This window comes from Nocardiopsis sp. CNZ308 (assembly GCF_004217075.1).
In genome coordinates this window covers 5,572,118-5,598,454 of the sequence record NZ_SHKJ01000001.1, presented here as the reverse complement: position 1 = coordinate 5,598,454, position 26,337 = coordinate 5,572,118, and the positions used below count along the sequence as shown (strand labels likewise).

At 72.5% G+C, this 26,337-nt stretch carries 25 protein-coding genes; 15 read left to right on the top strand and 10 right to left on the bottom strand.

Annotated features, from left to right (window positions below; all coding sequences use genetic code 11):
* Nucleotides 1-216 precede the first annotated feature (216 nt).
* Entirely contained in the window at nt 217-1,107 is an 891-nt protein-coding gene (locus tag EV372_RS23965; RefSeq protein ID WP_130397876.1) for an alpha/beta fold hydrolase, read from the top strand.
* Between the two features lie 13 nt (nt 1,108-1,120).
* Nucleotides 1,121-1,504 (top strand): Vgb family protein, encoded by a 384-nt coding sequence (locus EV372_RS23960; RefSeq protein WP_253793265.1) that lies wholly within the window; start codon nt 1,121-1,123, stop codon nt 1,502-1,504.
* Nucleotides 1,505-1,526: 22 nt separating this feature from the next.
* Here the strand turns inward: EV372_RS23960 and EV372_RS23955 are convergent, their stop codons facing one another.
* A complete protein-coding gene (locus EV372_RS23955; protein WP_197044305.1) occupies nt 1,527-2,759 on the bottom strand; it encodes an RNA-guided endonuclease InsQ/TnpB family protein in 1,233 nt (410 codons plus the stop codon).
* Between the two features lie 119 nt (nt 2,760-2,878).
* Here EV372_RS23955 and EV372_RS23950 point away from each other — a divergent pair, with 119 nt between their 5' ends.
* On the top strand, nt 2,879-3,415 hold the full coding sequence (locus EV372_RS23950) for a Vgb family protein (protein ID WP_486484039.1): 537 nt from the start codon (nt 2,879-2,881) through the stop codon (nt 3,413-3,415).
* Nucleotides 3,416-3,433: 18 nt separating this feature from the next.
* Here EV372_RS23950 and EV372_RS23945 read toward each other — a convergent pair whose 3' ends face one another.
* From EV372_RS23945 to EV372_RS23930, 4 genes are all read right to left on the bottom strand, one after another.
* The gene (locus EV372_RS23945; protein WP_130397875.1) at nt 3,434-4,393 is read right to left on the bottom strand and encodes a DMT family transporter; all 960 of its coding nucleotides are present in this window, start codon (nt 4,391-4,393) and stop codon (nt 3,434-3,436) included.
* Nucleotides 4,390-4,980, bottom strand: a complete 591-nt coding sequence (locus EV372_RS23940) for a TetR/AcrR family transcriptional regulator (protein WP_130397874.1) — start codon at nt 4,978-4,980, stop codon at nt 4,390-4,392. The genes EV372_RS23945 and EV372_RS23940 overlap by 4 nt, the downstream gene beginning before the upstream one ends.
* Before the next feature lie 157 nt (nt 4,981-5,137).
* Nucleotides 5,138-6,823 (bottom strand): SpoIIE family protein phosphatase, encoded by a 1,686-nt coding sequence (locus EV372_RS23935; protein WP_486484038.1) that lies wholly within the window; start codon nt 6,821-6,823, stop codon nt 5,138-5,140.
* 359 nt (nt 6,824-7,182) lie between these two features.
* Nucleotides 7,183-8,013 (bottom strand): Rossmann-fold NAD(P)-binding domain-containing protein, encoded by an 831-nt coding sequence (locus tag EV372_RS23930; RefSeq protein WP_130397872.1) that lies wholly within the window; start codon nt 8,011-8,013, stop codon nt 7,183-7,185.
* A gap of 170 nt (nt 8,014-8,183) precedes the next feature.
* On the opposite strand from EV372_RS23930, the gene EV372_RS23925 reads away from it, so the two are divergent.
* Nucleotides 8,184-9,041 carry a helix-turn-helix transcriptional regulator gene (locus EV372_RS23925; RefSeq protein ID WP_130397871.1) on the top strand — a complete coding sequence of 286 codons (858 nt, stop codon included), beginning with the start codon at nt 8,184-8,186 and terminating at the stop codon, nt 9,039-9,041.
* Nucleotides 9,042-9,198: 157 nt separating this feature from the next.
* Here the strand turns inward: EV372_RS23925 and EV372_RS23920 are convergent, their stop codons facing one another.
* A complete protein-coding gene (locus tag EV372_RS23920; protein WP_197044304.1) occupies nt 9,199-10,701 on the bottom strand; it encodes a carboxylesterase family protein in 1,503 nt (500 codons plus the stop codon).
* A 15-nt stretch (nt 10,702-10,716) separates the two neighbouring features.
* Nucleotides 10,717-11,622 carry an MBL fold metallo-hydrolase gene (locus tag EV372_RS23915; RefSeq protein WP_197044460.1) on the bottom strand — a complete coding sequence of 302 codons (906 nt, stop codon included), beginning with the start codon at nt 11,620-11,622 and terminating at the stop codon, nt 10,717-10,719.
* A 186-nt stretch (nt 11,623-11,808) separates the two neighbouring features.
* Here EV372_RS23915 and EV372_RS23910 point away from each other — a divergent pair, with 186 nt between their 5' ends.
* Nucleotides 11,809-14,589 (top strand): helix-turn-helix transcriptional regulator, encoded by a 2,781-nt coding sequence (locus EV372_RS23910; protein WP_130397869.1) that lies wholly within the window; start codon nt 11,809-11,811, stop codon nt 14,587-14,589.
* Between the two features lie 520 nt (nt 14,590-15,109).
* Here the strand turns inward: EV372_RS23910 and EV372_RS29540 are convergent.
* Entirely contained in the window at nt 15,110-15,283 is a 174-nt protein-coding gene (locus EV372_RS29540) for a hypothetical protein (protein WP_486484037.1), read from the bottom strand.
* A 376-nt stretch (nt 15,284-15,659) separates the two neighbouring features.
* On the opposite strand from EV372_RS29540, the gene EV372_RS23900 reads away from it, so the two are divergent.
* Nucleotides 15,660-16,655: a helix-turn-helix transcriptional regulator gene (locus EV372_RS23900; RefSeq protein ID WP_486484402.1), complete on the top strand. Its 996-nt coding sequence runs from the start codon at nt 15,660-15,662 to the stop codon at nt 16,653-16,655.
* A gap of 25 nt (nt 16,656-16,680) precedes the next feature.
* Here EV372_RS23900 and EV372_RS23895 read toward each other — a convergent pair whose 3' ends face one another.
* Nucleotides 16,681-17,505 carry an AfsR/SARP family transcriptional regulator gene (locus EV372_RS23895; protein ID WP_486484036.1) on the bottom strand — a complete coding sequence of 275 codons (825 nt, stop codon included), beginning with the start codon at nt 17,503-17,505 and terminating at the stop codon, nt 16,681-16,683.
* A 79-nt stretch (nt 17,506-17,584) separates the two neighbouring features.
* Complete coding sequence (locus EV372_RS29160; protein ID WP_156095250.1) at nt 17,585-17,734, bottom strand: hypothetical protein; 150 nt, start codon at nt 17,732-17,734, stop codon at nt 17,585-17,587.
* 770 nt (nt 17,735-18,504) lie between these two features.
* Here EV372_RS29160 and EV372_RS23890 point away from each other — a divergent pair.
* The 9 genes from EV372_RS23890 to EV372_RS23850 are packed head-to-tail and all read left to right on the top strand — an operon-like array spanning nt 18,505 to nt 26,131.
* Nucleotides 18,505-19,791, top strand: a complete 1,287-nt coding sequence (locus tag EV372_RS23890) for an AMP-binding protein (protein ID WP_130397866.1) — start codon at nt 18,505-18,507, stop codon at nt 19,789-19,791.
* Nucleotides 19,788-20,048 (top strand): phosphopantetheine-binding protein, encoded by a 261-nt coding sequence (locus EV372_RS23885; RefSeq protein ID WP_130397865.1) that lies wholly within the window; start codon nt 19,788-19,790, stop codon nt 20,046-20,048. Before EV372_RS23890 ends, EV372_RS23885 begins: the two co-directional genes overlap by 4 nt.
* A 44-nt stretch (nt 20,049-20,092) precedes the next feature.
* On the top strand, nt 20,093-20,470 hold the full coding sequence (locus EV372_RS23880; protein ID WP_130397864.1) for an ectoine synthase: 378 nt from the start codon (nt 20,093-20,095) through the stop codon (nt 20,468-20,470).
* Nucleotides 20,471-20,485: 15 nt separating this feature from the next.
* Nucleotides 20,486-21,649: an acyl-CoA dehydrogenase family protein gene (locus EV372_RS23875; RefSeq protein WP_130397863.1), complete on the top strand. Its 1,164-nt coding sequence runs from the start codon at nt 20,486-20,488 to the stop codon at nt 21,647-21,649.
* 13 nt (nt 21,650-21,662) lie between these two features.
* A complete protein-coding gene (locus tag EV372_RS23870; RefSeq protein ID WP_130397862.1) occupies nt 21,663-22,343 on the top strand; it encodes a transglutaminase-like domain-containing protein in 681 nt (226 codons plus the stop codon).
* An 11-nt stretch (nt 22,344-22,354) separates the two neighbouring features.
* Entirely contained in the window at nt 22,355-23,311 is a 957-nt protein-coding gene (locus tag EV372_RS23865) for a pseudouridine-5'-phosphate glycosidase (RefSeq protein WP_253793231.1), read from the top strand.
* Nucleotides 23,308-23,997 carry an HAD family hydrolase gene (locus EV372_RS23860; RefSeq protein ID WP_130397860.1) on the top strand — a complete coding sequence of 230 codons (690 nt, stop codon included), beginning with the start codon at nt 23,308-23,310 and terminating at the stop codon, nt 23,995-23,997. Before EV372_RS23865 ends, EV372_RS23860 begins: the two co-directional genes overlap by 4 nt.
* Nucleotides 23,994-25,391 carry an MFS transporter gene (locus tag EV372_RS23855; protein WP_130397859.1) on the top strand — a complete coding sequence of 466 codons (1,398 nt, stop codon included), beginning with the start codon at nt 23,994-23,996 and terminating at the stop codon, nt 25,389-25,391. Before EV372_RS23860 ends, EV372_RS23855 begins: the two co-directional genes overlap by 4 nt.
* Entirely contained in the window at nt 25,388-26,131 is a 744-nt protein-coding gene (locus EV372_RS23850) for an aspartate racemase/maleate isomerase family protein (RefSeq protein WP_130397858.1), read from the top strand. Before EV372_RS23855 ends, EV372_RS23850 begins: the two co-directional genes overlap by 4 nt.
* The last annotated feature ends 206 nt before the right edge of the window (nt 26,132-26,337 follow it).

Genomic DNA, 26,337 nt, shown 5'->3' with positions numbered 1-26,337 from the left:
GTTCCTCACCGCACTCGTGCCCGACTCCAGGGCCCGGGAGGGGAGGAAAGTCGGATTCGCGATCGACAACATAACAGTGCGTTCCGCCCGCCCGTAGTCTCGGCGGCTCCGCTGGAGGCGCTCTCGCCCGCCCGCCAGCGCCCCGCAGCCAGCCGTTCGCACCGCGACACGGGAAATACGGTTGCGGCGGGGACGCACCAGGCCCAGGATGATCCGGTGCAGACCCGAGAGACCACACTCGACCTCGGCCACGAGGCCCTGGCCGCGCTGGACTTCGGCGGCGCGGGCGCCCCGGTCCTCCTCGTTCACGGCAGCGGGCACAACGCGGCCGCCTGGACGGACGTGGCGGCCCATCTGACCGACCGCTGCCGCGTCGTCGCCGTCGACCTGCGCGGACACGGCCGGACCGGGGCCGACTCCCACGACGCGGAACAGTACTGGCGCGACCTCGCCGGTGCCGTTCGGGCCCTCGGCTGGGAGAGCCCCGTCCTGGTCGGGCACTCGCTGGGCGGTTACGCCGTCACCGCCGTGGCCGCCAGCGGGCTGGTCCGCCCCGCCGCGGTGTGCGTCGTCGACGGGCTCGTCCTGGACACCCGGGAGGAGGCCGTGGCGAACCAGGAACGGTGGACCACGCCCGAGGCGAGGGAGCGGTTGCGCGCCCGGTTCGGCTACGGGTGGTCCGCCACCCCGGAACAGGCGCGCGAGTACATCGAGCGCGGTGTGCGGGAGGCCCCCGGGGACGAGCTGAACAGGGGCTGCCGCCCCGGCCTGGTGCGCGGCGTGCTGGAGCGCTCCTTCACCGAGCAACGGCACGCCTGGCTGCGGCGCCCGACCCCCGAGCAGATCGCGGTGGTCAGCGCCCCCGCGCCGGACGCGGCCGTCTACCCCAGCGTGGACGTCTACGACCGCCTCACCTGCCCGCTCACGGTCGTGCTTCCCGACCGGGGCTTCTACGCCGCGCGCCGCGACGAGGTGCGGGCCGTCGTCGCCGCACGCCCGGAACGCGCACTCGTGGAGATGCGCGCACACCACAACGTGCCCATGGCCCGCCCGGAGGAACTCGCCCGCGTCATCTGGGACGTCGTGCGTGCCCGATCCACCGCATAACCGGAGAAGACCCGTGACACACCGCTTCCAGCAGCGTTCCGTACGCGAGTATCCCGTGGCCGCGCAGGGCTCCGGCCCGTACGGCATCACCGCCGGGGCCGACGGTTCGCTGTGGGCCACGCTCGTCCACCACGGCCGGATCGCCCGTATGACACCGGACGGCTCCGCGACCGTGTACCCGCTGGACTCCACCGCGTGCGCGCCCTCCCTCATCACCACGGGCCCCGACCGCGCGCTCTGGTTCACCCGTGCCAAGGACGACAGGATCGGCCGCATCACCGCCGACGGGAGGGCCGACTCCTTCGCGCTGCCGACCCCTGGCGCCCAGCCCTTCGGCATCACGACCGGGCCCGACGGGGCGCTGTGGTTCACCGAGTTGACTTCCTCTCCTGCCTGAAGGCAGGAGAATCCGGAACCACCTACCGGTGGTTCGAGGCCAACGCCTCGTCACGGGTCGCCCCGTGGCCTTCCTGCTTCACCGCCGGTCGCCCCGTCCGGGAGGACTCCCGTTGAGGTCTCACACCAGCTCCACAGGCAACAACCGCCAGCCCGGCGGCTTCGAGATTGAGCGCCGCGTTCACATCACGGTCATGGGCCACCCCGCACCGGGGGCACGTCCACTCCCGTACACGCAGCGGCAACGACGCCTGGATGTGCCCGCATCCGGGGGTCGAGCACGCCCTGGAGGAGGGGAAGAACCGGTCCACCACGACCAGATCCCGCCCGTACCAGGCGCACTTGTACTCCAACATGGTGCGCAGCTCACGCCAAGCCACATCCGAGATCGCCCGGGCGAGTCTGCGGTTCCTGACCAGGTTGCGCACGGCCAGGTCCTCGATCACGACCACTTGGTTCTCGCGGACGAGTCGAGTGGAGAGCTTGTGCAGGAAATCCCGACGCCGGTCGGTGATACGGGCGCACGCCCGCGCCACCCTGCGACGCGCCCGGTCCCGGTTCACGCTGCCCTTGGCCTTACGGGCCAGCGCCCGCTGCGCCTTGGCCAGCCTGGCCCGGTCGCGTCGCTCGTGGCGGGGGTTGGCCACCTTCTCCCCGGTCGACAAGGTCACCACCGAGGTGATCCCGACGTCGACGCCGACCGCGTCGCGAGTGGCCGGGGCCGACGTGATGGTGTCCTCGCACAGCAGCGAGACGAACCAGCGCCCGGCCGCGTCCCGCAACACCGTCACCGTGGACGGTCGAGCCCCTTTTGGCAGGGGCCGCGACCACACCACGTCCAGGGGTTCGGCCATCTTGGCCAGGGACAACTGTCCGTCGCAGTAGCGAAAGGCCGACTGGGTGTACTCCGCCGAGACCCGCGACGTCTTCTTCGACTTGAACCGCGGATACTTCGCGCGGCGGTCGAAGAAGTTCCCAAAGGCGGTGTGCAGGTGGCGCAGCGTCTGCTGGAGCGGAACGGAAGAGACCTCGGTGAGGAAGGACAGCTCCTCGGTCCTCTTCCAGGCGGTGAGCATGGCCGAGGTGTGGGAGTAGCCCATCCGTTCGCGGCGCTGGTGCCAGGCGATGCTGCGTTCGGCCAGGGCGCGGTTGTAGACCAGGCGCACGCACCCGAACGTGCGCGACAGCTCAGCCGCCTGCGCATCGCTCGGGTAGAAGCGGTACCGAAACGCCCGCTTCACGCTCTTCCTGGTCATGCCACACACCGTAGCGACCACCCTGCGATCGGGTGAGCAGAATCCAACACAAAGTCACGGAAAGGAGAGGGCGTGTCCTCCCCGCCCTGAAGGACGGGGTATCCACGCCCAACAAACAGATGAACGCCAACCGTGTCGGCCGCATCACCACCGACGGGGAGGTCACCGAGTTCTCCGTGCCGACGCGGGGAGGGTTCCCGTCGTTCATCGCCTGCGGGCCCGACGAAGCCCTGTACTTCACCCTCAACCAGGCCAACGCCGTCGGCCGCGTCACCGTCGGCGGGGACGTCACCCTCCTCCCCCTCCCGACCGGCCAGGCGGGTCCTGTCGGTATCACCGCGGGTCCGGACGGCGCCCTGTGGTTCGTGGAGATCGCCGCGGGTCAGATCGGCCGCCTCACCACGGACGGACGCATCCGGGAGTTCCCCCTCCCCCGGCGCGACTCACGCCCCCACGCCATCACCGCGGACCCCGAAGGCGGCTGCTGGTTCACCGAGTGGGGAGCGAACCGCGTCGGGCACATCACCGAGGAGGGCGACATCGACCTGTTCGACCTGCCCACGCCCTCCCGCGAGCCCCATGGCGTCACGGTCACCGCGGACGGAACGGTCTGGGTCGCCCTGGAGACCGGCGGTATCGCCTCCCTGGCGCCGTGAGGCCCCGCGGCCCGGCGCTCAGGCCGGTTCGCGGTCCGCGTCCACGGGTGTGCCCGCCGCACGGGCCGGTTCCACGGGCGGCGTTCCCGTGCTGGAGGCCGGTGCCAGGGCGAGCATGACCGGGACCAGGGCGATGAGCCCCAGCCCGAACCACCCCGTGCCGGTCAGCGTCTCCCCGACGACCAGGACCGCCAGGAGCGCCGCGACCGCGGGTTCGCTCAACGTGACCGTCGTGGCCGTGCTCGCCGAGACCCGGGTCAGGCCGAAGCCGAAGAAGAGGTAGCCCAGGAACATGGGCACCAGCGCCATGTAGGCGGCCACCGTGAAGGCCTGCGCGGAGGCCACGAGGGGGGCGCCGGTGAGCACGAGCACCGGCATCAATAGCACGCCGCCGCAACCGAAGACCGCCCCCATGGACGCCGCACGGTCGATGCCGCGCCCCATGAGGGTGTGCGCCGCCCAGGAGAACGCGGCGTAGGTGAGGCCCGCCACCAGTCCGAGCGCGACACCGGCCGCGGTCCCGCCGGGCGAGGCGGCGGGTCCGGCCATCTTCGACACGCACAGCAGCACGCCGCCGACGGTGCCCACCGCCGCGGCCAGCATCCACCACCGGCTCAGCGGTGTGCGCTGGACCGCCAGCTCCAACAGGCCGGAGGCCAGCGGTGCCGACGCCAGGGACACCACCGTGCCCACCGCCACCCCCGCCAGGTGCATCGAGCCGTAGAACGCCAGGGGGTAGACGCCCACGGCCAGGGCTCCCACCGCCACCAGGGGCAGGTTGTCCCGCAGCCGGGAGCGGGCCGCCGCCAGCGCGGGCAGGGCGATCAGCGCCTGGAGCAGGCCGCCGATCCCCAGTGCGGCCGAGCCGATGGCCAGGGGCCCGGCCTGCGGGGCGAAGGTGGCGGCGGTGCCGGTCGTGCCCCACAGGACGGAGGTGACCGTGATGGCCGCGATGCCCAGCGTCCTGTGGCGGTTCACAGCGCGTCCACCAGGGCCGCGGCGATCGCGCGTGCCTCCAGGAGCCGGTCCGGCGCGCCCTCCAGTCCGGCCCGGGCCATGGAGCCCTCCAGCAGGAACGAGCAGTGCCGGGCGGTACGCGCCGCCGTGTCGGGGTCGGTGATCTGCTCCAGGTGTCCGGCCACGAGCGCCTCGACCTGCTCCTTGTGCTCGCGCACCCGCGCCCTGCCCGGCGCGCCCGCGGGGAGCTCGGCCGCGGCGTTGAGCAGCCCGCAGCCGCGGAAGCCGTGCTCGTAGGCGGCCGAGGCGTGGTCGACGTAGGCGTCGAACACCGCCAGGACCCCCTCCCGGGGGGTGCGGGCCTCCTCCAGGCGGCGCCGGTACAGGTCGAGCCACTCCCGGTGCCGCTCCTGGAGGTAGGCCAGCGTCAGCTCCTCCTTGGAGGAGAAGTTGTTGTACAGGCTCATCTTGGCCACACCGGCCTCGGCGGTGACCGCGTCGATGCCGGTGGCGGTCATGCCGTGGGCGTAGAACAGCCGCGCCGCCGCGCCGAGCAACCTCTCCCGGGCTGACCCCGCACGCGGCCGGGCCTCCTCGGCGTTCGCCATGACGCACCTCCGGTATCGGACTAGGTAGACCAGTCTACCTATCACCGGTGGCGGACCTCTCCGGCGGGCCGGGCGCTTACGGGCCGCGGACGCGCACCCCCGGACGGGCTCCGGCGTCACCGCCTGGAGGAAGGGAGCCCGCGGGCGGCCGTCGGCCTCACCCGCCGGTCGCGTCCTCCGGAATACGGATGACGAGCAGGGCGGCGTCGTCGTCGTTGGCGCTCGGCCGTGCGCGCTCCAGCAGCTGGTCGGCGAAGGAGTTCAGGGGTCGGTGCGCGAGGGAGGCCGCGTGCTGGCGCATGCGTGCCAGGCCCGTGTCCAGTGACTGCCCCCGGGCTTCGATCAGGCCGTCCGTGTAGAACACGAGCGTGGACCCGGGCGGCAGGGCGACGCGCGCGTCGGCGCGCGGCCGCGCCATCCCCGTGCCGAGCAGGACCCCGCTCCCCTCCTCCAGGTAGTGGGTGATGCCGTCATGGTGGATGAGCAGGGGCGGGGGGTGGCCGGCGCTCGCCCACAGCAGTTCCCACCGTCCGGCCTCGTCGACCGTCAGATGGGCCAGGACGAGGGTCGCCATGTAGACGTCGCTGATGTGCTCCAGGGCCTGGTCCATGCGTTCGAGCGTGCGGTGGGGGGACTGCTCCTGGGCCCAGGTGTAGGCCCGGAGCATGTTGCGGAGCTGGGCCATGCCGGCCGCCGCCTCCAGGTCGTGGCCGACGACGTCGCCGATGACCAGGGCCGTGTCGCCGCGGGGCAGGGGGAAGGCGTCGTACCAGTCACCGCCCACGTGCGACACGTCCGGGGCGGGCAGGTACCGGGCGGTCATCTCCACCCCCTTCAGCTGGGGGAGCTGGGGTAGCAGGTAGCGCTGCATGGTCTCGGCGACCTGACGCTGGCGCTGGTGGTGGCGCGCGTTCTCCAGGGCCAGGCCGATGCGTCGTGCGATGTCCTCCAGAAGGGCGAGGTCGTTCCGGGTGAAGGGGTGTTGCGAGCCCGTGCGCCCCAGGGTCAGGGCGCCCAGCACCTCCCGGGGCCCGCGGATGGGAGCGATGGCCGCGGTGTTGATGCCCGTCGCCTCGAACAGCCTGCGCTGCTCCACCGCGATACCCGTGTCGGGCGGACCGGAGTAGATCTCACGGTTGACGAGCGTGGAGGCGGCGCCTCGCAGGGCCTTGGACAGGGGCATGCTGGAGGTTTCGGGCACCGGAGGCATCGGCCCCTGGAGGTCCTCGCGCACCGTGGTCCTGCCCTGGTCCGCCTGGACCACCAGGGAGCGGGACACCTCGTCGCCTTCGGTGATCAGGTCGATGATCGCCCAGTCCGCGAGTCGTGGAAGCATCAACTCCACCACCCGGAGCAGGGACTTCTCCACGTCGACGTTGTTGATCAGGTGTGCGGTGGTGTCGGCCAGCAGGGCCAGCCGCTCCGTCTCCGACAGTGTCCGGCGGGGGAGGACGGGCCGCGCGGGGTCCTCCTCGTCCCGCTCGACGGCCTGGAAGAAGACCAGCTCCGTGACCTGGGAACCGTCGGGCCCACAGGGGACGGCGGACCACGACACGGGGAGGAGCGTGCCGTCGCCGCGCTGGAACCAGGACTCTCCCGCCCGGGAGGAGGGACCGGAAAGCCTCCCGTGGGAGGCGTCGCTTGCCTCCTTGACGACCGCCTGCCCCCGGGCGTCCCGGTGCAACGACTGGACGTCCTGGCCGAGCACCTCGTCCGCCGAACGGTCCAGCAGACGCAGGGCGGTGGCGTTGACCGCGACGATCCGCTCCCTCTCGTCGACGGCGTACACGCCCGCGCTCAGGCGGTCCAGCGCCTCCGAGAGGAGCCGGTGTCGTCCTGACACACCGGCCGAATCGCTGTAAGTACCAGAACCATCGCCCACAACGGCTCCTTGTCTCGCGGGCCCGCTCACACACGCCCCGACCGGGAGTCGGGCACACCCGGTGCGTGTCCGCTACGCTCGCGAAGGGCCGACAGGCCGGAAACTCACGTGTCCGTGCGACGTGCGGAGCAGCTCCCGCACCGGCCACGGCCACCTCGGACAACGTACACCAGGGCGCCCGTGCGCGATGGCCTTGCCTCACCCCGGCGGACGAGGGGGAGCCCGGGGCGCCGGTCCGCGTGCCGGGACAGGGCCGGGACGGAGCCGGGAACGGGCGACGGCCCCGCACCGCCGACCAGCGGGCGGGACCGCCCGGCCGATCACGTGGCGGACCACTCCCGCGGGCGGGCGCGGACGAAGTCGGCGAAGGCGCGGGGCGGGCGGCCGGTCAGACGGTGGACCGTGTCCGTGACGCGGTCCTCGCTGCCCCCGGCGACGTCGGCGTCCACCCGGACCAGCGCCGAGGCGAAGGGCTCGGGCATGCCCGCGTCCAGGTTGCGCCGGACCAGTTCGTCCGCCGGGGCGTGCGTGTGGCGCACCGGCCGACCGGTGGCCGCGGCGATGACCGCCGCCGCCCGCGTGTATCCGAACGACTCCGGGCCGGTGAGCACGTGCTCATCGGCCACCGGCCCCGGCGCCAGGAGCACCTCCGCGGCGACGGCCGCGATGTCGGCGGCGTCGATCCACCCCAGCTTTCCCTCACCGGTCGCCGAGCGGATCTCACCGCGCTCGCGGATACCCGCGGCCACCGGGTGCGCCCCGGTGAAGTTCTGCATGAACCCCGACGGCCGCAGCACCGCCCACTCCGGGAACGACCGCACGGCCTCGGCCAGCTCCACGACGCCCGGGGTCCCGGGCAGTCGCGCCAGCGAACCGAGCAGCACCACGCGCCGCACCCCGGCGGTCCGGGCCGCCGCCAGGAACGGCCCGGCCGCCGGCATGGGGTCCAGGGTCATCGGCGGCGGCACCAGGTACAGGGCCCGCGCGCCGTCGAGTGCCCGGGCGTGCGTTTCGGGGTCCGCCCAGTCGAAGGGCACGCCGTCGGGGCCCGGCCTGCGGCTGGCAACGCGCACGTGCGCGCCTCGGGCCCGCAGCGTCTCGGTGAGGGGGCGGCCGGTGTTGCCCGTGCCGCCGGTGACGAGGATGCTCATGTCTTCGGTCCCTTCGGGTGTTCGGCCCGTCCGCGCCCGCTCTGTCCGCTCCGCGTCGTCCGGTCCGTCGTCCGCAACACTGGCGGGGCGCGCCGCGCGGGGGAACGGCCGCGTCGTCCCCGGACCGGTGGTCCGTGGTTGGCCGACCGCGCGCGTGGCAGGCTGGGGGCGTGGACAGACGAGAACTCGGCGGATTCCTGCGCGCCCGCCGCGAAGCCCTGCGCCCGGCCGACGTCGGCCTCCCCGAAGCCGTGGGCGGGCGCGCGCGGCGCACGCCGGGACTGCGGCGCGAGGAGGTCGCCGACCTGGCCGGGGTCTCGGTGAACTACTACGAGCGGCTGGAGCAGGCCCGGGCGCCGCGTCCGTCACCGCAGGTCATCGACGCGATCGGGCGGGCCCTGGAGTTGTCGGAGGCGGAGCGGGCGCACCTGTCCCGGCTCGCGGGGCACGCGCCGCCCGCACGGCCCGGCCCCGACGGACAGGTCCCCTCGGGGGTGCTCGCCCTGCTGGAGCGGCTCGGCCCGGTCGCCGCCTACGTCTGCGACGCCCGCCACGACGTCCTGGCCTGGAACGGCCTGGCGTCCGCACTGATCACGGACTTCGGCGCGCTGGCCCCGGCCGAGCGCAACGTGCTGCGGCTGTCCATGCGCCTGGGCGGAACGGTGTGCTCGGCTCCCGCGGAGTCGGCGGGCGGGTTCGCGGCGCAGGCGGCGGCCCAGGCGCGCGAGGCGCTGGCCCGCCGCCCGCACGACTCCGCGCTGCGGCGGCTGGTGGACGAGTTCGCCGAGCGCGACCCCGGGTTCGCGGAGCAGTGGCGGCGGCACGACGTGCGGCCGCGTGCGACGCTGCGCAAGCGGGTGGACCACGGTGAACTCGGCGTGCTCGACCTGGACTGCCAGACCCTGGCCGTGCCGGGCACCGACCTGCGCGTGGTCATGCTCAGCGCGGAGCCGGGCACCCTCGACCACGACAAGCTCACCCGTCTCCAGCTGCGCCTCGCGGCCCCCGAGCCCTCACCGCGCCCGTAGCGGGGCGAGGGCCCACGGCGCCGCCCCGCTCCGGTCCGCCCCGGCCGACGACGGGACCGGCCCCGTCAGCACCGCCCGCCCCGTCCGCGCGCCCGAACGGACACCCCGGCGGACCCGCTCGGCGAAGGGGTCGGCCGTCCTCCTTCCGGCCGGAGTGTCACGACGTCCCCCAGGCCCGCCGTTCCCGGCCCCTGGGGTCCTCGACCCGGGTCCACTCGGTGTCGATGCGCATCGTGGCCCGGCGCTCGTGGTCGTAGGGGTCCCAGCCGGGATCGCCGGTCCCGGCGAACCGGATCCAGGTCCCGTGGACGCGGGCGGCCAGGTCCGCGGGGGGCTCGCCGCGCCCCAGCAGACCGGCCGGTCCGCGCAAACGCGGCAGGTGCGCGAGGTCGAAGACGAAGGGCAGCTCGACCGCGTGGGCCGCGCCGAGTTCTCCGTCCAGGGCGTCGGAACGCCACGCGAACTCGTAGGCGAAGGTGGCGGACGCGGTGTGGGAGGCATGGGCGCCGGCCAGGGCCCAGCTGCCCGCGCCGAACAGCGCGTCGCCCATGACGGCGGACCGCAGCTCACCGAAGGACGCCTGGGGGCGTGCCCTCCGGTACGTCTGGACGAGCCGCGCCGGATCCGGGTGCGAGCGCGCCGCGGCCGCGTCGACGTCGGACGCGGTCGAGGTGGAGTAGGCGCCCACGGGGGCCAGGTAGAGGTTCCCCTCCTCGGTGTTGGTCCCGATGAGCAGGTCGACGTCCGCGCCGAGCCCGGCGGCGACGGACGCGGCGGGCTGCGTGTCGAGGACCAGGCTGAAGGGGCTGAGTCCGATCAGCGGGTCGTGGTGCGTCCCGGTCCGCAGGTCGATGCCGGGGAGCCGGGAGGCGGCCTCGACCAGGCGGACGTCGGAGATCCGCGCGAAGGCGTCGACATGGGGCCGCACGCCCAGGACTTCGGCCGCGGCGCCGGTGACGCGGGCGGCCTGCTCGGTCGTGAACGCCCCCAGTCCGCTGCCGCTCTGGACGATGGCCCGCCGGAAGAGGCCCGCGGCCTCGGGGGCGGCGAGGACGGCGCCGACGATGGTCGCTCCGGCCGACTGGCCGAAGAGGGTGACCCGGCGCGGGTCACCGCCGAAGGCGGCGGCGTTGTCGCGGACCCAGCGCAGCGCGGCGACGACATCGAGCAGGCCGCGGTTGGCGGGCGCTCCGGGGAGGTCGAGGAACCCGGCGATACCGAGCCGGTAGTTCAGGGTGACGAGGACGACGCCGTCACGGGCGAAGCCGCTGCCGTCGTACATCGCGGAACGTGTGGAGCCGGCGACGAATCCCCCGCCGTGGACGAACACCATGACGGGCAGGCCTCCGTCCGCTGTCTCGGGCGCCCAGACGTTGACGGTGAGGTAGTCGTCTCCGCGGCTCCAACCGTCGCCGAAGTAGGGGGACATGTCCACGCCGCCGAGCGCGCGTTCGGACTGCGGCGCGTTGGGGCCGGGCACGGTGGCGTCCCGTACGCCGTCCCAGGGCTCGTGCGGCCGCGGCGGCGCGAACCGGTCGGCGCCGCGGGGAGCGGCGGCGTACGGGATGTTCAGGAAGGCGGTGACGCCGTTCCGGCGTCGGCCGCGGACCGCTCCCCGCGCGGTGGTGACGACGGGGTCGGGGTGGTGGTTCACAGGCATGCCTTTCCGCTGGCCTCAGCCCTGCTGGGTGTACGGGGCGAAGGGCGCCCAGCCCTTGATGGCGAACGTGCTCCCGTCGCGCACCACTTCGGCGGCGCCGTGGCCGCCCAGGTGCGCGGGGATCACGAGCGCGTTGTCGTCGGCCGCCCTGCCCAGGACCTCGCGGCGGGTGGCGCGGGCGCCCGCGGGGTCCTCGCAGAAGCAGCTGTTGGCGTCCGGTTCGAGGATCTGCACCGGGTTGTGCAGCAGGTCGCCGACGAACACGGCCCGGTCCGTTCCCGAGGCCAGGGTCAGCACGGAGGAGCCGGGGGTGTGCCCGGGAGCCGCGTCCAGGCGCAGGTCGGCGTCGATCTGGTGGCCGGTCTCCCACAGCAGCGTCTGACCGGCCTCGTGCACGGGGGCCACGCTGTCCTCGAAGACGTTCTGGTTGCCGCGGCCCAACCGCGGCTCGTGGCCGTTCGCGGGGTTCCAGAAGTCGAAGTCGTCCTTGGGCATCAGGTACGTGGCGTTGGGGAAGGTGGGAACCCAGTTCCGGCCGTCCAGGTAGGTGTTCCAGCCCACATGGTCGATGTGCAGGTGTGTGTTGACCACGATGTCCACGTCCTCTGGCGCGACTCCGGCGCGGGCGAGATTGGCCAGGAAGTCGGTTTCGAGACGGCTCCAGACGGGCGCGTACGGGCGTTCCTTGTGATTGCCCACACCGGTGTCGACGAGAATGGTCTTTCCCTCGCTGCGCAGCACCCAGGTCTGGATGGCCGAGTTCACCGTGTTGGTCTCGAAATCCACGAAATACGGGCTCAGCAAGGGGGCGCCGTCGTCCCAGACCTCCTTGGACACCTCCGGGAAGAAGGTGTCGGGCGTCATTTCCACGGAACCGTAGTACTCCCATACCCGGGTGATCGTGACATTGCCGAGTTGCATTTGTTCCATGAGGGTTCCTCGGTAATTCGGATGCTTTCTTGGACCCTACGGGCGGCCTCGGCGCACGCGGTATCCGTCACGTGACTGCACCTGCGCGCTCGCCCCGGCACCGGCTCCGCCGCTTGTAGCCTGGGTGGGCCAAGGCAAAGCGGCTCCGACCGGGGAGCCACGACTCCTGGAGACCCCGTGGGTGAGCACACAGGCGGCCCCGGTGCGGTCACGGGGCCGGACCCGGATCCGGCGGAACCGATCGTCGGCCGGGACACGGAGTTGGCGCGCCTCTTCCGCGCGGTGGACCCGACGTCGACCGACCGGGTCCTAGTACTGGTCGGCGACCCGGGCACGGGCAAGAGCACGCTGCTGGGCTCCGCGGCGCGCCGAGCCGAAGCGGGCGGCGCCCGCGTCCTGCGCGCCGAGGGGAGCGAGTCGGAGTCGGGCCTGGCGTTCTCCGCGCTGCACCAGTTGCTGAGGCCGGTCTCGGCCCGGGTGGACGCGCTGCCGGAGAGGCAGCGCACGGCGGTGCGCGACGCCTTCGGCGCGGGATCGACCACAGCGGATCCCGACCCCATGCTCATCGGGGTCGCCGTCCTGAGCCTGTTCTCGGCCCTGGGCGACCGGCGTCCCGTGCTCGTGGTGCTCGACGACGCGCAGTGGTTCGACCGTGCTTCCCTGGACGTGCTGTCCTTCGCCGCCAGACGGCTGGAGGGCGAACCGGTGACGATGCTGTTCGGGGTCCGCTCCGGCGACCGCCTGCCGGGGTTCGACCGCCGCCTGCCGACGCTCGCCCTGGGAGCGCTCGACGACGACGCCGCCAACCGGCTGCTGGACCTGCAGGCGAGGAGCCCCAGCGGCCGGGTCAGAGCGCGGATCCTCGACCAGGCGGGCGGCAACCCGCTGGCGCTGACCGAACTGACGAGGGCGTCCGCCGCGCACGACGCGCCGCCCTCCCCGGGTCCGCTCCCGCTCACCGACCACCTGGAGGGGGTCTTCGCGGCCCGTCTGCACGACCTTCCCGCCTCCAGCGGGCAGGCCCTGCTGCTCCTGGCCGCCATGGACAGCGCCGACTCCGCGATCGTCGCCTCCGCCGGGCTGCCGCACGCCGAGAACGACGCGTGGCTGCCCGCCGAACGGGCCGGGCTGGTCCGGCGGACCGGTCGGGACGTCCGGTTCCGCCACCCTCTGGCCCGGTCCGCCACGTACCACGCCGCGTCCCCCGCCGCGCAGCGCGAGGCCCACCTCGCACTCGCCGGGATACTGCGGGACGCACCGGATCGGCGTGCCTGGCACCTCGCCGCCGCCTGCCGGGGCCCCGACGCGGCCGTGTCGGCGGAGTTGGAGCGGACCGCCGACCGGGCCCGCCGTCGCGGCGGCCACGCGGCGGCGGCCAGTGCCCTGCGACGCGCCGCCGAACTCGCGCCGCGGCGCGAGGACAGGGCCAGGCTGCTGGTCGAAGCGGCCACGGCGGCCGTGTTCACCGGCGACCTCTCCTGGGTCGAGGAACTGGCCGCCGAGGCACGCGCGCACACCGAAGACCCATCGCTCCTGGCCTCCCTCACCGTGCAGGTCGGACGGCTGGCGGTGCTGACCGTCCGCCACACCGTGGTCTTCTCCCGACTGGTCCGTTCCGCCGGGCAGGCGGCGGCCTCGCGGCCCGCCACCGCGCTGGGCCTGCTGGCCGACGCCGCCGTGGTCCGCTTCTACTCCGGAGAGGACACCCAACGCCGCCGGATCCGGGCCGTCCTGGAGCGGCTCCCCGAAGACGCGTCACACGCGTGGCTGCGCGCCTGGGTGAGGGCCGTGTCGGACCCCTTCGAGGGCAGGGCCGAACTCCTCTCCCTGCTTCCGCGGTTGGTCTGCGAGGCGGAGCGTCAGCCCGACCGGCTCACCGCTCTCGCGGTCATGGCGTGGCTCCTGGACGAGACCCCGCAGGCCGTCCGCGCCTTCGACGAGGCGTTCGACCGCTGGAAGTCGCAGGGGCCGCTGCCGGAGGGCCTGGGCGGCGCGGCCGCCTGGAGCTACGTGGAACGGGGGCGGTGGGGGCAGGCCCGCGAGGTCTGCGCCCGCATCGCCGCCGTCGGTTCGACGGCCGGTCTCGACCACGCCGTGGCGTGCGCGGCCTCGGTGGAGGCCGTCGTGCTGGCCTACCAGGGGGACACGGCGGCGGCCCGGGCCCGGGTCGCGGACGTGTTCGCCCTGATCGATCCGGTGGAGAGCCGCTCCGTGTCCGTCTACGCCCGTCGCGCGCTCGGTGCCGCGGCGGTCGCGGAAGGCGGGTACGAGGACGCGTACGACCAACTCCGCACGGTCTTCACCGCGGACGGCGCCCCGGTGCACTACCACGCCTCCTACCCGGCCCTCGCGGACCTGGCGGCCGCCGCCGCGCGCAGCGGTCGGCGCGCGGAGGCCGCCGCGATCGTCGAGCGTTCCGCACGCGCGCTCGCGGACGGCGCCTCGCCCCGCCTGCGCGCGCTGATCAGCCGGGCCCGTGCCCTCCTGGCGGACCCCGAGGACGCCGAGGCGCACTTCCGGGCGGCCCTGGCCGATCCGCGGCTGGAGTACTGGCCCTTCGAGCGCGCCCAGACCCTGCTGGACCTGGCCGAATGGTTGCGGCGCCGTCGACGCGTCACCGAGGCGCGGGGGCCGCTCACCGAGGCTCTGCGGACCTTCCGGCGCCTGGGCGCGCGCCCGTGGATCGAGCGCGCCCGGTCCGAGTCGCGCGCCGCCGGCCTCGACGTCACGGACGCGGCCCCCGACGCGCTCTCGCGGCTCTCCCCGCAACAGCAGCAGATCATCAGGCTCGCCGCCCGCGGGCTGACCAACCGGGAGATCAGCGAGAAGCTCTTCCTCTCTCCGCGCACGGTCGGCTCGCACCTCTACCGCAGCTTCCCCAAGTTGGGCGTCACCGCCCGCTCCCAACTGCGCGACCTGGTCGAGAACGCCCTCCCGACGACCGGTCACCCGGGGTAGGGTCCGCCCGGAGGGACCGGGCCGGCGGTTCCCGGCCCCACGCGGCCTCGCTTTCCTCCCGGCCGGCCGGGAACGGCCGGTTGCGAGGACGAAACGGAAAACCGTGGGGCCCGTGAGAAATACCGGACTCCCCTGCGCTCGGGGCCGAACTCGCCCGCGGTTCCAGGAGGTCCGAGAAATTCCAGGGGGCTGCTCTGAGCGCGGAAGACGGCCCAGTCGGCGAAGTGCTGGTGCCGCCGCCCCCTGATTCGCCCAGCTTTTCCCGTTCTTTTGGATTCGGGCGCGGCACAGCGGTTCTCTTTTCCCGGTTTCCTTCGCACGAAGTCCCGCGGTTGGCGGGAACCGGGCGCACCGGGCGACGGGTTCCCGCAGGCGTTGCGGCCCGCCGCGTCCACGTGATGGGTCCCTTCAGCGGATGACCCTGTTCCCCCATGGGAAAACCTGTGCGCGGTCCTTCCGGACGAACCCGGCCCGCGACTGGGCACCGGGGGCGCCGCGCCGTGTTCCCGGTGGGAACGGGTCAGGACAGACCGGGGTCGAAGGGGTGGACGGGGCCGGTCTCCAGCACTGTCCACGCCTCCAGCGAGGGGATACCGCGCACGGCGTTCTTCCACAGCCGCAGGACGGTCTCCGTCGCGCGGTCCCCGATGTCCTCGTGCAGGAAAAAGACGAGTTCCGCCTGGTCGGCACGCATTTCGACATAGAGGTGTTCCAACATGTCATCGGGCCCGGAGCAGGCGTACACCGCCTCCTGGATCCCCCGGAGTGGAAACGGATCCCGGACAGCCAACCGCAGGCACATGATTCTCATGTTATTCGCCGCCTGTTCATTGGGGCACCGTTAGCACACCCGGAACGCGCAAGGGTTCGGCCCTTTTTCGAAACGACCCTGAAGTACTCTTGCGGGCACGCCCCACGGGCTCCATAATTTTCACGGAAGTCCCGTGAGGACCGCGTCTTCGCTCCGATACGTCGGTGTGCTCGTCGTGCCGTGTGGTCCAGGAGCCCGGCAGACGGGTAACGGCTGGAGGAGGGTCGTGTTCAGGTCGATCGGAATCGGTCAAGACGCGGTGAGTGTCTATCGCGCCATGTTCGCCGAACCCCGGGCCGGAGTGAGCGACCTCGGGCGCCTCCTGGACTGGCCGGTGGAACGCGTGCGGTCGGCGCTCGACGAACTGGCCCGGCTGTCCCTGGTCCGGCGCTCGTGGGAGCAGTCCGAGAAACTGGTCCTGGTACGGCCCGAGTTCGGCCTGCAATCGCTGCTGTGGCAGCAGGAGGCCGACCTGCTGGAACGCCAGCAGCAGCTGGCCGCCACCCGCTCGGCCATCACCCAGCTGGTCTCCGAGTTCGAGGAGAGCCACCGCATCCGCGCGGCCACGGACATCGAGCAGCTCCACGGGATCGACGCGATCCGGCTGCGGATCGAGGAGTTCGCGCACGAATGCCGCCACTCGTTCTGGACGTTCGCGGACGGGGGCGCGCAGACGCGGGACAACCTGGAGGCGAGCCTGCCCCTGGACCGGATGCTGCTCGAACGGGGGGTCGAACTCCGGGACGTCTACCTCGACAGCGTGATGAACGATCCCAGGACGGTCCGGCACATCTCCCAGCTGTCCGAGCTCGGCGCCCGGATACGCACGGTACCCACCCTGCCCACCAGGATGATCCTCTTCGACCGCACCACCGCGCTGATCCCCGCCGATCCCGACGACTCCTCCGCCAGTGCCCTGGTCCTGCGCGGTTCGGGCGCCGTCACGGCCCTGCTGGCCCTGTACGAGTACGTATGGGACGCGGCCAGCCCCCTGGGCTCCAGCGCCCCGCGCGGCCGTCACGGTCTGAACACCCAGGAGCAGGCGGTGGTGAACCTGCTGGCGGAGGGCAACACCGACGAGACCATCGCCCGCAGGCTCGGGGTGTCGGTGCGCACGGCACGCCGGATCACCGCGGACCTCAGCCGACGGCTGGGCGCCCGGAGCCGTTTCCAGGCCGGTGTCCTGGCGACCGCGCTGGGCTGGGTCGACACCTCCTCCCTCGACGGGGCCGCGGAAGGGGAGAAGGTGGGCTGAGCAGCGGCCCGCCCGGCGACGGGGTTCACTTCACCGCGAGGGGGACGGGCGCGTCCCGCCGGGCGTGCGGCCGCCGCCGACGGGCCAGGGGCGCCGGACTCGCGCCGAGCACCTCCTGGTGCAGGCTCTGCAGTTCGTGGGAGGGCTCCAGGCCGAGTTCCTCGGCGAGGGCCAGCCGCAGCCAGCGGTAGGCCGTCAGCGCCTCGTCGCGGCGTCCGGCCCGGCTCAAGGCGCGGATGAGCTGGCTGTGGAACCACTCGTTCAGCGGATACTCCATCACCAGGGACCGCAGTTCACCGATCGACTCCCGGTCACGGCCCAGCAGGACGTCGGCCCGCACGCGCAGTTCCTGCGCGTGCAGCCGCTGCTCCTCCAACCGGACCGCGTAGGGGCCGACCAGCGGTCCGCGGGGGACGTGGGACAGGCACGGCCCGGACCACAGGTCCAGTGCCTCGCCCAGGCGCTTGGAGGCCTCGTCGGGTCGGCCCTCCTCCAGGAGGCGGCGCCCCTCGCCGAGCAGCCGCTGGAACACCATCGCGTCCAACCGCTCGGGGTCGACTCGTAACAGGTACCCGGAGGAGCGGGTGAGGAGGACCTCGGGTTCGTGAGCGGGGGGCTGCGCCCGCTCGATGACCTTGCGGAGCTGGTAGATGTACGTCTGCACGGTCGTCACCGCGCTCTTGGGCGGGTGGTCCCGCCACAGTTCCCTGATCAGGGCGCCCATGGGCAGCGGACGGTTCGCCCGCACCAGCAGCAGCGCCAGGACCTGCAGCACCTTCGGCGCCTTGGGCGTGCACGCCCGGTCCTCCCTCAGGATCTCCAGCCCGCCGAGAACCGTGAAGTCCGCCATGTCATCTCTCCCTACGACCGATGTTCCGACAACGGGAGCCGGGGTCCCCCCGCGATGGCGCCCCCTCGTCCGCCCGGGTTCACTGCCAGCCGGCGCCGTTCCCGCTGGAGGCGCCCCCGGGGCCGTCCACGGGATCCGCGGTGTCCTGGGCGAGGGCGGAACCGCCGCCGGCGAGTGCGATGACGATCGCGACGCCGACCGCCCAGAGGAAACGCGTGGTCCTGTCCATGAAGGTCACTTCCCTTTTCTCTGTGCCGGGTGTTTCCACAGCAACGACAGTGATCTGTATGACTTATGGAATTCGCTCCGCGACCAGGCGGACCGGGAAATCAGCGTTCCCGTCCCGCCTGCCCGAGTTCCATGATCGGCACTCGGCCGGGGAATGTCAGCACGATCTACTGGCATGCTCCTGCAATGGCACAAAGCTGCCAGAGCCGCGCTTGCGCCCGTGGCCCCCGCCCGCTTCCGGGGCTACGCGCCCGGCGCTGGAAGGCGCCGCTCCCGGCCGCGGGACCGCCCCGCCCCGGGCCGCGCCGCGCGGAGCGGTCGCGGCGGGGCCCCGGCGTCCCGGCCCGCCGCGCCAGGAGCAGCGCCGCGACTGCCTCCGGGTGCGGGGCGGGAGCCGGAACCGCGTTCGAGGACCGCTCGAGCCCCCGTCCACGCACGGTCGAACAACGGTCCCGGGAAATGAGAAACCCCCTGTCCGGGGTCCGCGGTTATCCGTGCGCTGGTCCGGGCGCCGGGGATTTTCTCTGAAGAGCATTGCCAAGCCTCGGCGGCGTTGCCTATGTTCTGCTCTGGACGACCGAGAAATCTTCGTGTCAGCCACCCGAATCAGGCAGAACCCCCACCCCGGACCGGCCTGAACAGGCCGTTCCACGCGTCCTGTGCATTTGTGGACGCACATCCCCTGGACCCGCAATTGAGGAGCCGAAAACCATGGCTACTCCTGCCGTATGGGCATCAATCCAAGACCACGCCCGCCATCGGCCCGAATCCGTGGCGTTGAGGTTCGCCGATGGCAGCACGACCTACGAGGAACTGGTCGCGTCGGTGAACGCGGCCGTGCCCGGGCTCTCCCCCGACGACGTCCACGTCGTGCGGGCCGGCCGTGACGGACGGGCCGTGGTCGAGGCCCTGGCCGCCCAGACCCTCCCGCGTCCCGCGCTCCTGGTCCCGCACGACGCGGGTGCCGAGTACACCGCCCGGATCGGCCAGGACCTGCGCGCCTTCGCCGACGGCCCCCTGCGGTCGCGCGACGCCCACGGACTGTGGACCACCACCTCCGGCTCGACGGGCAGGCCCAAGATCGTCGCCCACGACCCCGGCGGCATCGACCGCTTCGTCCGCTGGGCGCGCTCCCGCTTCGCCCTGGGGGCCGACACGGTCTCCCTCAGCCTCTCGCCGATCAACTTCGACATCGCCACCCTGGACGTGTGGGCGGTCCTGGCCGCGGGCGGGCAGGTCGTCTTCGCCCCCCAGGAGGACCTCACCAACGGCGCGGCCCTGGCCGCGGCGGCCCGAAGGCACGGTGTCAGCCTCCTCCAGGCCGTGCCGGTCGTCCTCACCCTCATCGCCCGTGCCGGCGTCCCCGCGCCGGGGGTCCGCACGGTGGTCTCCACCGGTGACTTCTATCCCCTGGAGACCCTGTCCGACCTGGAGTCGGCCTTCCCCGGCGCCGAGCTGTGGAGCGTCTACGGCAGCACCGAGACCAACGACAGCTTCATGGTGGACCTGCGCCGGGCGACGGCCGGGGAGCTGGGCGAGCCCCTCGACGGAGTCCGCTACGACATCGACGGGGACGGCACCGGTGAACTGGTCGTGTCCACGCCCTTCCAGGCGCTGGGGTACGTCAACGCCCCGAACGACGCCTGGCGCACCGTCGAGGGGCGGCGCGAGTTCCGCACGGGCGACCTGGTCACCACGGACGCCGACGGCACACTGCGTCTGACCGGACGGAGCGACCGCCAGGTCAAGGTGCGCGGTGTGCGCCTGTCCCTGGACGCGGTCGAAGCCGTGCTGCGCCACCAGAACGGTGTGGCCGACGCCGTGGTCACGGCACGGGGCAAGGGCTCCGGGGACAGGGAACTCCTCGCGGCCGTGCTCGTCGAGCCGGGGGCCGCCGTGACCAACCTCGCCCTGCGCTCGGCCGTCTCCTCGGCCCTGAGCCCGACAGCGGTACCCAGCCGGACGTTCCTCACCACGGAACCCTTCCCCGTCACCGGCACGGGAAAGACCGACCGGAACAGCACCATCCGAAGACTCCTCGAAGGGCAGCCGACATGACCATCGACATCCGGGACCGGATCCAGGACCGCATCGTGACCGCCCACGCCCCGGACCTGGCGGGAGAGGGCATCCCCGGCGACTACGACCTCCTCGCCAACGGTGTCGTCGACAGCCTCTCCCTCCTCGAACTCGTGGAGTGGATCCAGTCCTCCTTCGGCATCCCCGTCACCGACATCGAGATCTCCCCCTCGGACTTTCGCACCATCGACGCGATCGCGGACTTCGTCGGGTCCCACACCAGCCAGCGGGTCTGACACGCACCGCGGGCCTTCCAGCAGACCAGGAAAGAGGAAACGACATGCTCAAGCGCTCCCGTGAGAAGACCGAGACCGTCGACTGGGGCAACGGAACCAGCGACCGGCTGCTGGTGGAGGACGACAACCTGGGGTTCACCGTCGCGCACACCGTGGTGCGGGCGGGGACCGTCTCCAGACTCCAGTACGCGAACCACCTGGAGGCCTGCTACTGCATCGCGGGCAGCGGGCTGGTCGAGAGCGCGGACGGCGGTGTGCGCATCGACCTCTCCCCGGGGGTCCTCTACGCACTGGACCAGCACGACCCGCACCTGCTCATCGCCAGCGAACACGAGGACCTGGAACTCGTCAGCGTGTTCAACCCCCCGCTCCGCGGCGATGAGCGGCACGACCTCGACGCACTCGAGTTCTCCTCCTACTGACCGGATGTGGACAGCATGGTGATCACCACAGAGGCACCGCCGCAGGGCGGGGACACCGCGGGCGCCCGCATACGCGAACGCGTCGAACGCGCCGCGCCCGCCGTCAACCGGGGCCACCTCGAACGGGACCGCGGCGCGGTCTTCTCCCGGGAGGGGTGGAAGGAGCTGGCGGGCACGGGCCTGTTCGGTTCGTGCCTGCCCGAGGACGTCGGCGGACACGCCTGCTCCCTCACCGACCTCATGCGCACGGTCGAGGTCCTCGGTTACACCGTCCGCGACTCCGGACTGAACTTCAGCGCGGCCACCCACCTCGCCAGTACCGGGTTCGCGCTCAGCGCCTTCGCCAGTCCCGAACTGCGCCTTCGCCACCTGCCTTCGGTCGCCGCCGGGACCTCCGTCGGCTGCCACGCCATCACCGAGCCCGAGACCGGGTCGGACGTGCTGGCCATGTCCGCCACCGGTCGCGTCGACGGCGACCACGTCGAACTGGACGGTCTGAAGACCTACGTCACCAACGGCCCGGTCGCCGACCTGGCGGTCGTCTACGTCCGCACCTCCGACACCCCCGGTCCGCTCGGCCTGAGCGCCGTACTCGTCCCGAGGGGGACGCCCGGCGCGGACTTCGGTCCGCCGCTGGACAAGACGACCCTGCGGACGTCCCCCTTCGGACGACTGCGCCTGACGGGGTGCCGTGTCCCCAGGGCCAACGTCATCGGTGGCGTGGGTACCGGCTTCCTGATCCTGGACCGCGTGATGACCTGGGAGATCCTCATCGCGTTCGTCATCAACGTGGGCGAGATGCGCCACCGTCTGGACCGGGTCGTGGAACGGGTCGGCACCCGGCGCCAGTTCGGTCGGCCGCTGGCCGACTTCCAGGGGGTGCGCAACACCGTCGTGGAGATGCACATAGCCGTCCAGAGCGCCCGCCAGGCCCTGTACTCCGCGGGCGCGGCGGTCTCCGCCGGACACAGGGCGACCGCGGAGACGGCGGTGGCGAAGATCCTCACGAGCGAGGCCAACATCCGTACCGCCCAGGCGGCGGTCGAACTGTTCGGCGGCGAGGGCGTGCTCACCGACACCGGATTGGAGATCGGGGTCCGCGACGCCCTCAGCGGCCCCATCTACTCCGGCTCCAACGCCGTGCAACGGCAGAAGATCGCCAAGGCCCTGGGCCTGTGACAGGAGGACCGCCGTGACCGAGACCCACACACTGACCGAACCGACCTACTTCCTCGACCACCAGAGCCCCGAGGTGCGGGAGTTCGTCGACCGGGCGCTGCCGGACCGTGACGCCTCCCCACGGGAGATGGCCGTACGCCTGCACGACGCCGTACGCGACGGTGTCCGCTACGAGGTCTACGACGCCGACCTCACCCGGGAGGGCGTCCGTGCGTCCAGCGTGCTCAGACGCGGGCAGGGGTTCTGCGTCCACAAGTCCATCGTCTACGCGGCCGCCGCCCGCTCGGTGGGCATCCCCACGCGTCTGGTCTACGGGGACGTGCGCAACCACCTGGCCTCCGCCCGCCTCCTGGACCTCATGGGCGACGACCTCTTCACCTTCCACGCCCTGGTGTCGGTGCGCATCGACGGCAGCTGGATCCGTGCGACCCCCGTCTTCAACACCCTGCTGTGCCGCCTCTACGGCATCCGGCCGCTGGAGTTCAACGGCCGCGACGACAGCTACTACCACCCCTTCGACACCCGGGGCCGACGCCACATGGAGTTCGTCCGATGGCGCGGCGAGTACGACGACTTCCCCTATGACACCGTGGTCGGCGGTATCGCCGCCAACCATCCCAAGCTCGTCGGACCGGACCTGGTGACCGCCGAAGGGTCGCTGACCGACGACGCCCGCCGTGAGCGCGGAGAGTGAGAGGAGTGGACGTGAACGGAACCGGACAGTCGGGCGTCGTCGTCTCCGACGAGGTGCGTACCGCGATCGAGGACGGCGGACCGGTCGTCGCCATGGAGACCTCCGTGGTCGCCGGCGGCTCCTACCCGAACAACCTGGAGACCGCGCTGGCGGTGGACCGGTGCGCGCGTGAGGAGGGGGCCGTCCCCGCCCGTGTCGCGGTGATCGACGGCGTTCTGCGCGTCGGGGTCTCGGACACGGAGCTGGAGCGCCTGGCCAAGGCCCCGGACGACCAGAAGATCAGTACCCGCGACCTGGCCGTGGCCCTGCACGGCGGCCGCACCGGCGGCACCACGGTCTCCTCCAGCCTCATCGGCACGGTCGCCGCGGGGATCAGGGTGTTCGCGGTCGCGGGGATCGGAGGCGTACACCGGGGCGCCGAGGTCTCCTTCGACGTCTCCGCCGACCTCACCGAGTTCGCGCGCTCGCCCGTGGCGGTCGTCTGCGCGGGGGCGAAGTCCCTGCTCGACCCCGCCCTGACCCTGGAGTACCTGGAAACCGCGGGTGTTCCCGTCATCGGGTACCGGTCCGACGACTTCCCCGGCTACTACACGCGCAGCACGGGACAGCCCGTCCCCTGCCGGATCGACGACCTGGGGCACCTGGCCGCGGTCATGCACCGTCACTGGGGGACGGTCTCCGACTCCTCCGTACTGGTCACCCACCCCATCGAGGAGGAGTGGAGCATCGACGCCGACCTGCTCAACACGATGGTGGAGGACGCGCTGGACGAGGCCCGCACGGCCGGAGCGACGGGTCCCGCGCTCACCCCGTTCGTCCTGTCGGCCATCACCAGGGCGACCGACGGACGCAGCTCCCTGGTCAACCGCGCGGTCCTGGAGTCCACGACCCGTCTGGCCGCCGGGCTCGCGGTCGCGGAGGCCGCCACCCGCTCCGCCGAACCCGCGGGTCCGGCGGTGCGGTCATGAGCCGCGTACGCGGTGTGCTCCTGGACCTGGACGGCACCCTGGCGGACTCGCCCTCGGTGATCCTGTCCGCCTTCCACGACGCGTGCGCCCCCTACGGCGCGGTGCCGCTGCCCGCCGACGCCCGCGCGCTGATCGGCAAACCGCTCGACGCGATCCTGCCCCGGCTCATCCCGGGGGGAGACGAGGCGGTGTGGGAGGAGGCCAAGGCGCTCTTCCGGGAGTCCTTCGCCCGTCGCAGCCGGACCGCCGCCTCGTCCCTGGTGTTCCCGGGGATCCGGGACCTGTTGGCGGAGCTGTCCGCGGAGGGGGTCGGGATCGCGGTGGTCACCAGCAAGATCACCCGGAGCGCCCACGAGCTGCTGGCGGCCACCGGGCTGGACGGCTACCCGGACGTGGTGGTCGGGCACGATCAGACCCCCAGGGGGAAGCCCGCCCCGGACCCGGCTCTGTTGGCCGCGGAGGCCCTCGGGCTGGCGCCCCAGGAGTGTGTGGTCGTGGGCGACTCCCCCGACGACGTCGCCATGGCGGTCGGCGCCGGCATGGCGGTGGTCGGGGTCGGCTGGGGGGTCTCCGACGCCGAAGCCCTACTCTCGGCGGGTGCCGACTCCGTCGCCACCACCGTCACCGAACTCGCCGGGCGCCTGCACGGTCCGGTCATGGAAACTGCCAGGAAAGTGACTCGATGAACACGGTTCTCAGATCCACAGGGAGTCCCCAGGCGATCGGCGCGCTCGCCGTCCTCTGCCTGGCGCAGTTCCTCATCGCGCTGGACTACTCGATCATCTACGTCGCCATGCCCAGTGTCGGCGTCGACCTGGGCCTGTCGTCATCCGTCCTCCAGTGGATCGTCAGCGCCTACGCCCTCCTGTTCGCCGGCCTCCTGCTGGTGGGAGGACGCGTCTGCGACCGTGTCGGGGCCAAGCGCGTCTTCCTCGTCTCGGTCGTCGTCTTCGGCGCGGCCAGCGCCCTGGGCGGGTTCGCCCAGGAGGGCGTCGCGCTCCTGGTCAGCCGAGGTGTGCAGGGGCTGTCAGCCGCCTTCCTGCAACCGGCGACCATCGGCCTCATCAGCGCGACCTTCGCGGCCGGTCCGGCCCGGTCCCGGGCCCTGTCGGTCTGGGGCGCGATCGGCGCCTCGGGCCTCGCCGTCGGCGCCATCCTGGGCGGGGTCCTCACCGAGGTCTCCTGGCGCTGGACGTTCCTCATCAACATCCCCCTGACCCTGCTGGCCGCGCTGGGCGGGCTGCTGTGGCTGGCCGCGTCCTCCCAGAGGGAGAGGGGCGCCCGGGTTCCCCTCTCCGCCTCGATGATGGGCACCGGCGCGCTCCTGGCACTGGTCGTCGGCCTGACCCTGGTGGCGGACACGGAGGCCTCGGGCCTGTACGTCGGGGGCGCGTGCCTGGTGGCGGTGGTCCTGGGCCTGGCCTTCATCGCCAACGAGATGAAGTCCGACAACGTGATGGTGGACCGGTCGCTGCGCCGTACCCGGTCCCTCGGAGCCGGCGTGGTGGCCACCTATCTGTACATGGCCAGTGTGGGATCGGAGTTCTACCTGGTCACGCTGCTCCTCCAGGAGCTGGAGGGCTTCACGCCGCTACAGGCGGGGCTGGGCTTCCTGCCGCTGGCCGTCATGGTGACCCTGGGGAACATGGCCGCGGGCCGCGCGGTGGAGCGCGTCGGCGCGGGAACGACGATGACGGCGGGCTTCCTGATCAGCTTCATCGGCCTGGCGCTGCTGGCCGCCATGCTGGGATCGGGCACGTACGCCACCCACCTGGTGCCCGGTCTGCTGCTGAGCGGGTTCGGCCACGGCGTCATCTACACCTCCATGTTCGTCATCGGCACCCGTGACGTGCCCGACCGGCACCAGAGCACCGCCGGAGCGCTCATGACCACGTCCCAGTACCTGTCGGCGGCGGTCACGGTGGCCCTGCTGACGATCATCCTGGGCACCGACCCGACGGCCACGGAGTTCCGGTGGGCGTTCGTCCTCACCGCCGTCTTCGCCGTCGCGGGCATGCTCATCTCCCCGCTGCTCCTGCGCCGTCCGGAGGGGAAACGAGCAGCGGAGGCCCGCCGATGAGGACGAGGCTCGGCATACTCGTCATCCACAACGACCCCGTTCCCGAGTCGGAGATCTGGCGTTCGGCCGAGCCCGACACGAGTGTGCACACCGCGCGGTTCTGGACCCCGCGCCCCTTCGGCACCGAGTTCACCGGCCTGGAGCTGGAGGAGCTCTTCTCCGGAACCGGCCTGGACACCGCCGTGCGCCAACTGGGCGACCTGGGCGTGCACGCGCTGGGCTACTGCTTCACCAGCAGCAGCGTGTTCGGGGGGACGGCCTTCGACGCCGCCTTCACCGAACACGTCGAGGGGCTGTCCGGCGGGATTCCCACCGTCACGGCGGGCCAGGCCATCCGGGAGGAGCTGTCCGGGGTCGGTGGTGAGGGAATCGCCGTGGTGGCCCCGCCGTGGTTCAGTGACCGCACGGTGGAGGCCGTGCGCGCCTACGTGCCGGTGCGGGTGCGGCAGGTCATCCGTTTCGAGCTGCCATCCGAGTGGAACGGCATCGAACGCCCCGACCTCTTCGACCGGGGGGCGCGCTTCGCCGTGGACCAGACCGAGCTGGAGGACCAGGTGCTGCGGCGACTGGAACCGGGGATCGAGACCGTGCTCGTTCCCGGCGGCGGCTTCGCCAGTCTCACCGCCGCGCAACGGCTGCGCCGGTCGCGGGGCCTGAGGGTCGTCTCCTCGAACTCGGCCCTCCTGCGGGCCATGGAGAGACGGGCGGTCCGCACCGTGCGGTCGGTTCCGGCACCCTGACCGGGCCGGACACCAGCAGGACCGGGCCGGGCGGGGCGGCGTGCCGAAAGCCGCCCCCGCCCCGTCCGACGGTCGCGGGTGCGCGTCCTGCCGGGCCCGCCACTCCGGGCATCGCGCGGACCTTCTTCGCTGAGAAGGGCCTCGCCCGGGTTCGGGCGCGGCTCCCGGGCTGATCGAACCCTTCGACCGGATGTCCCAGCGCCAGC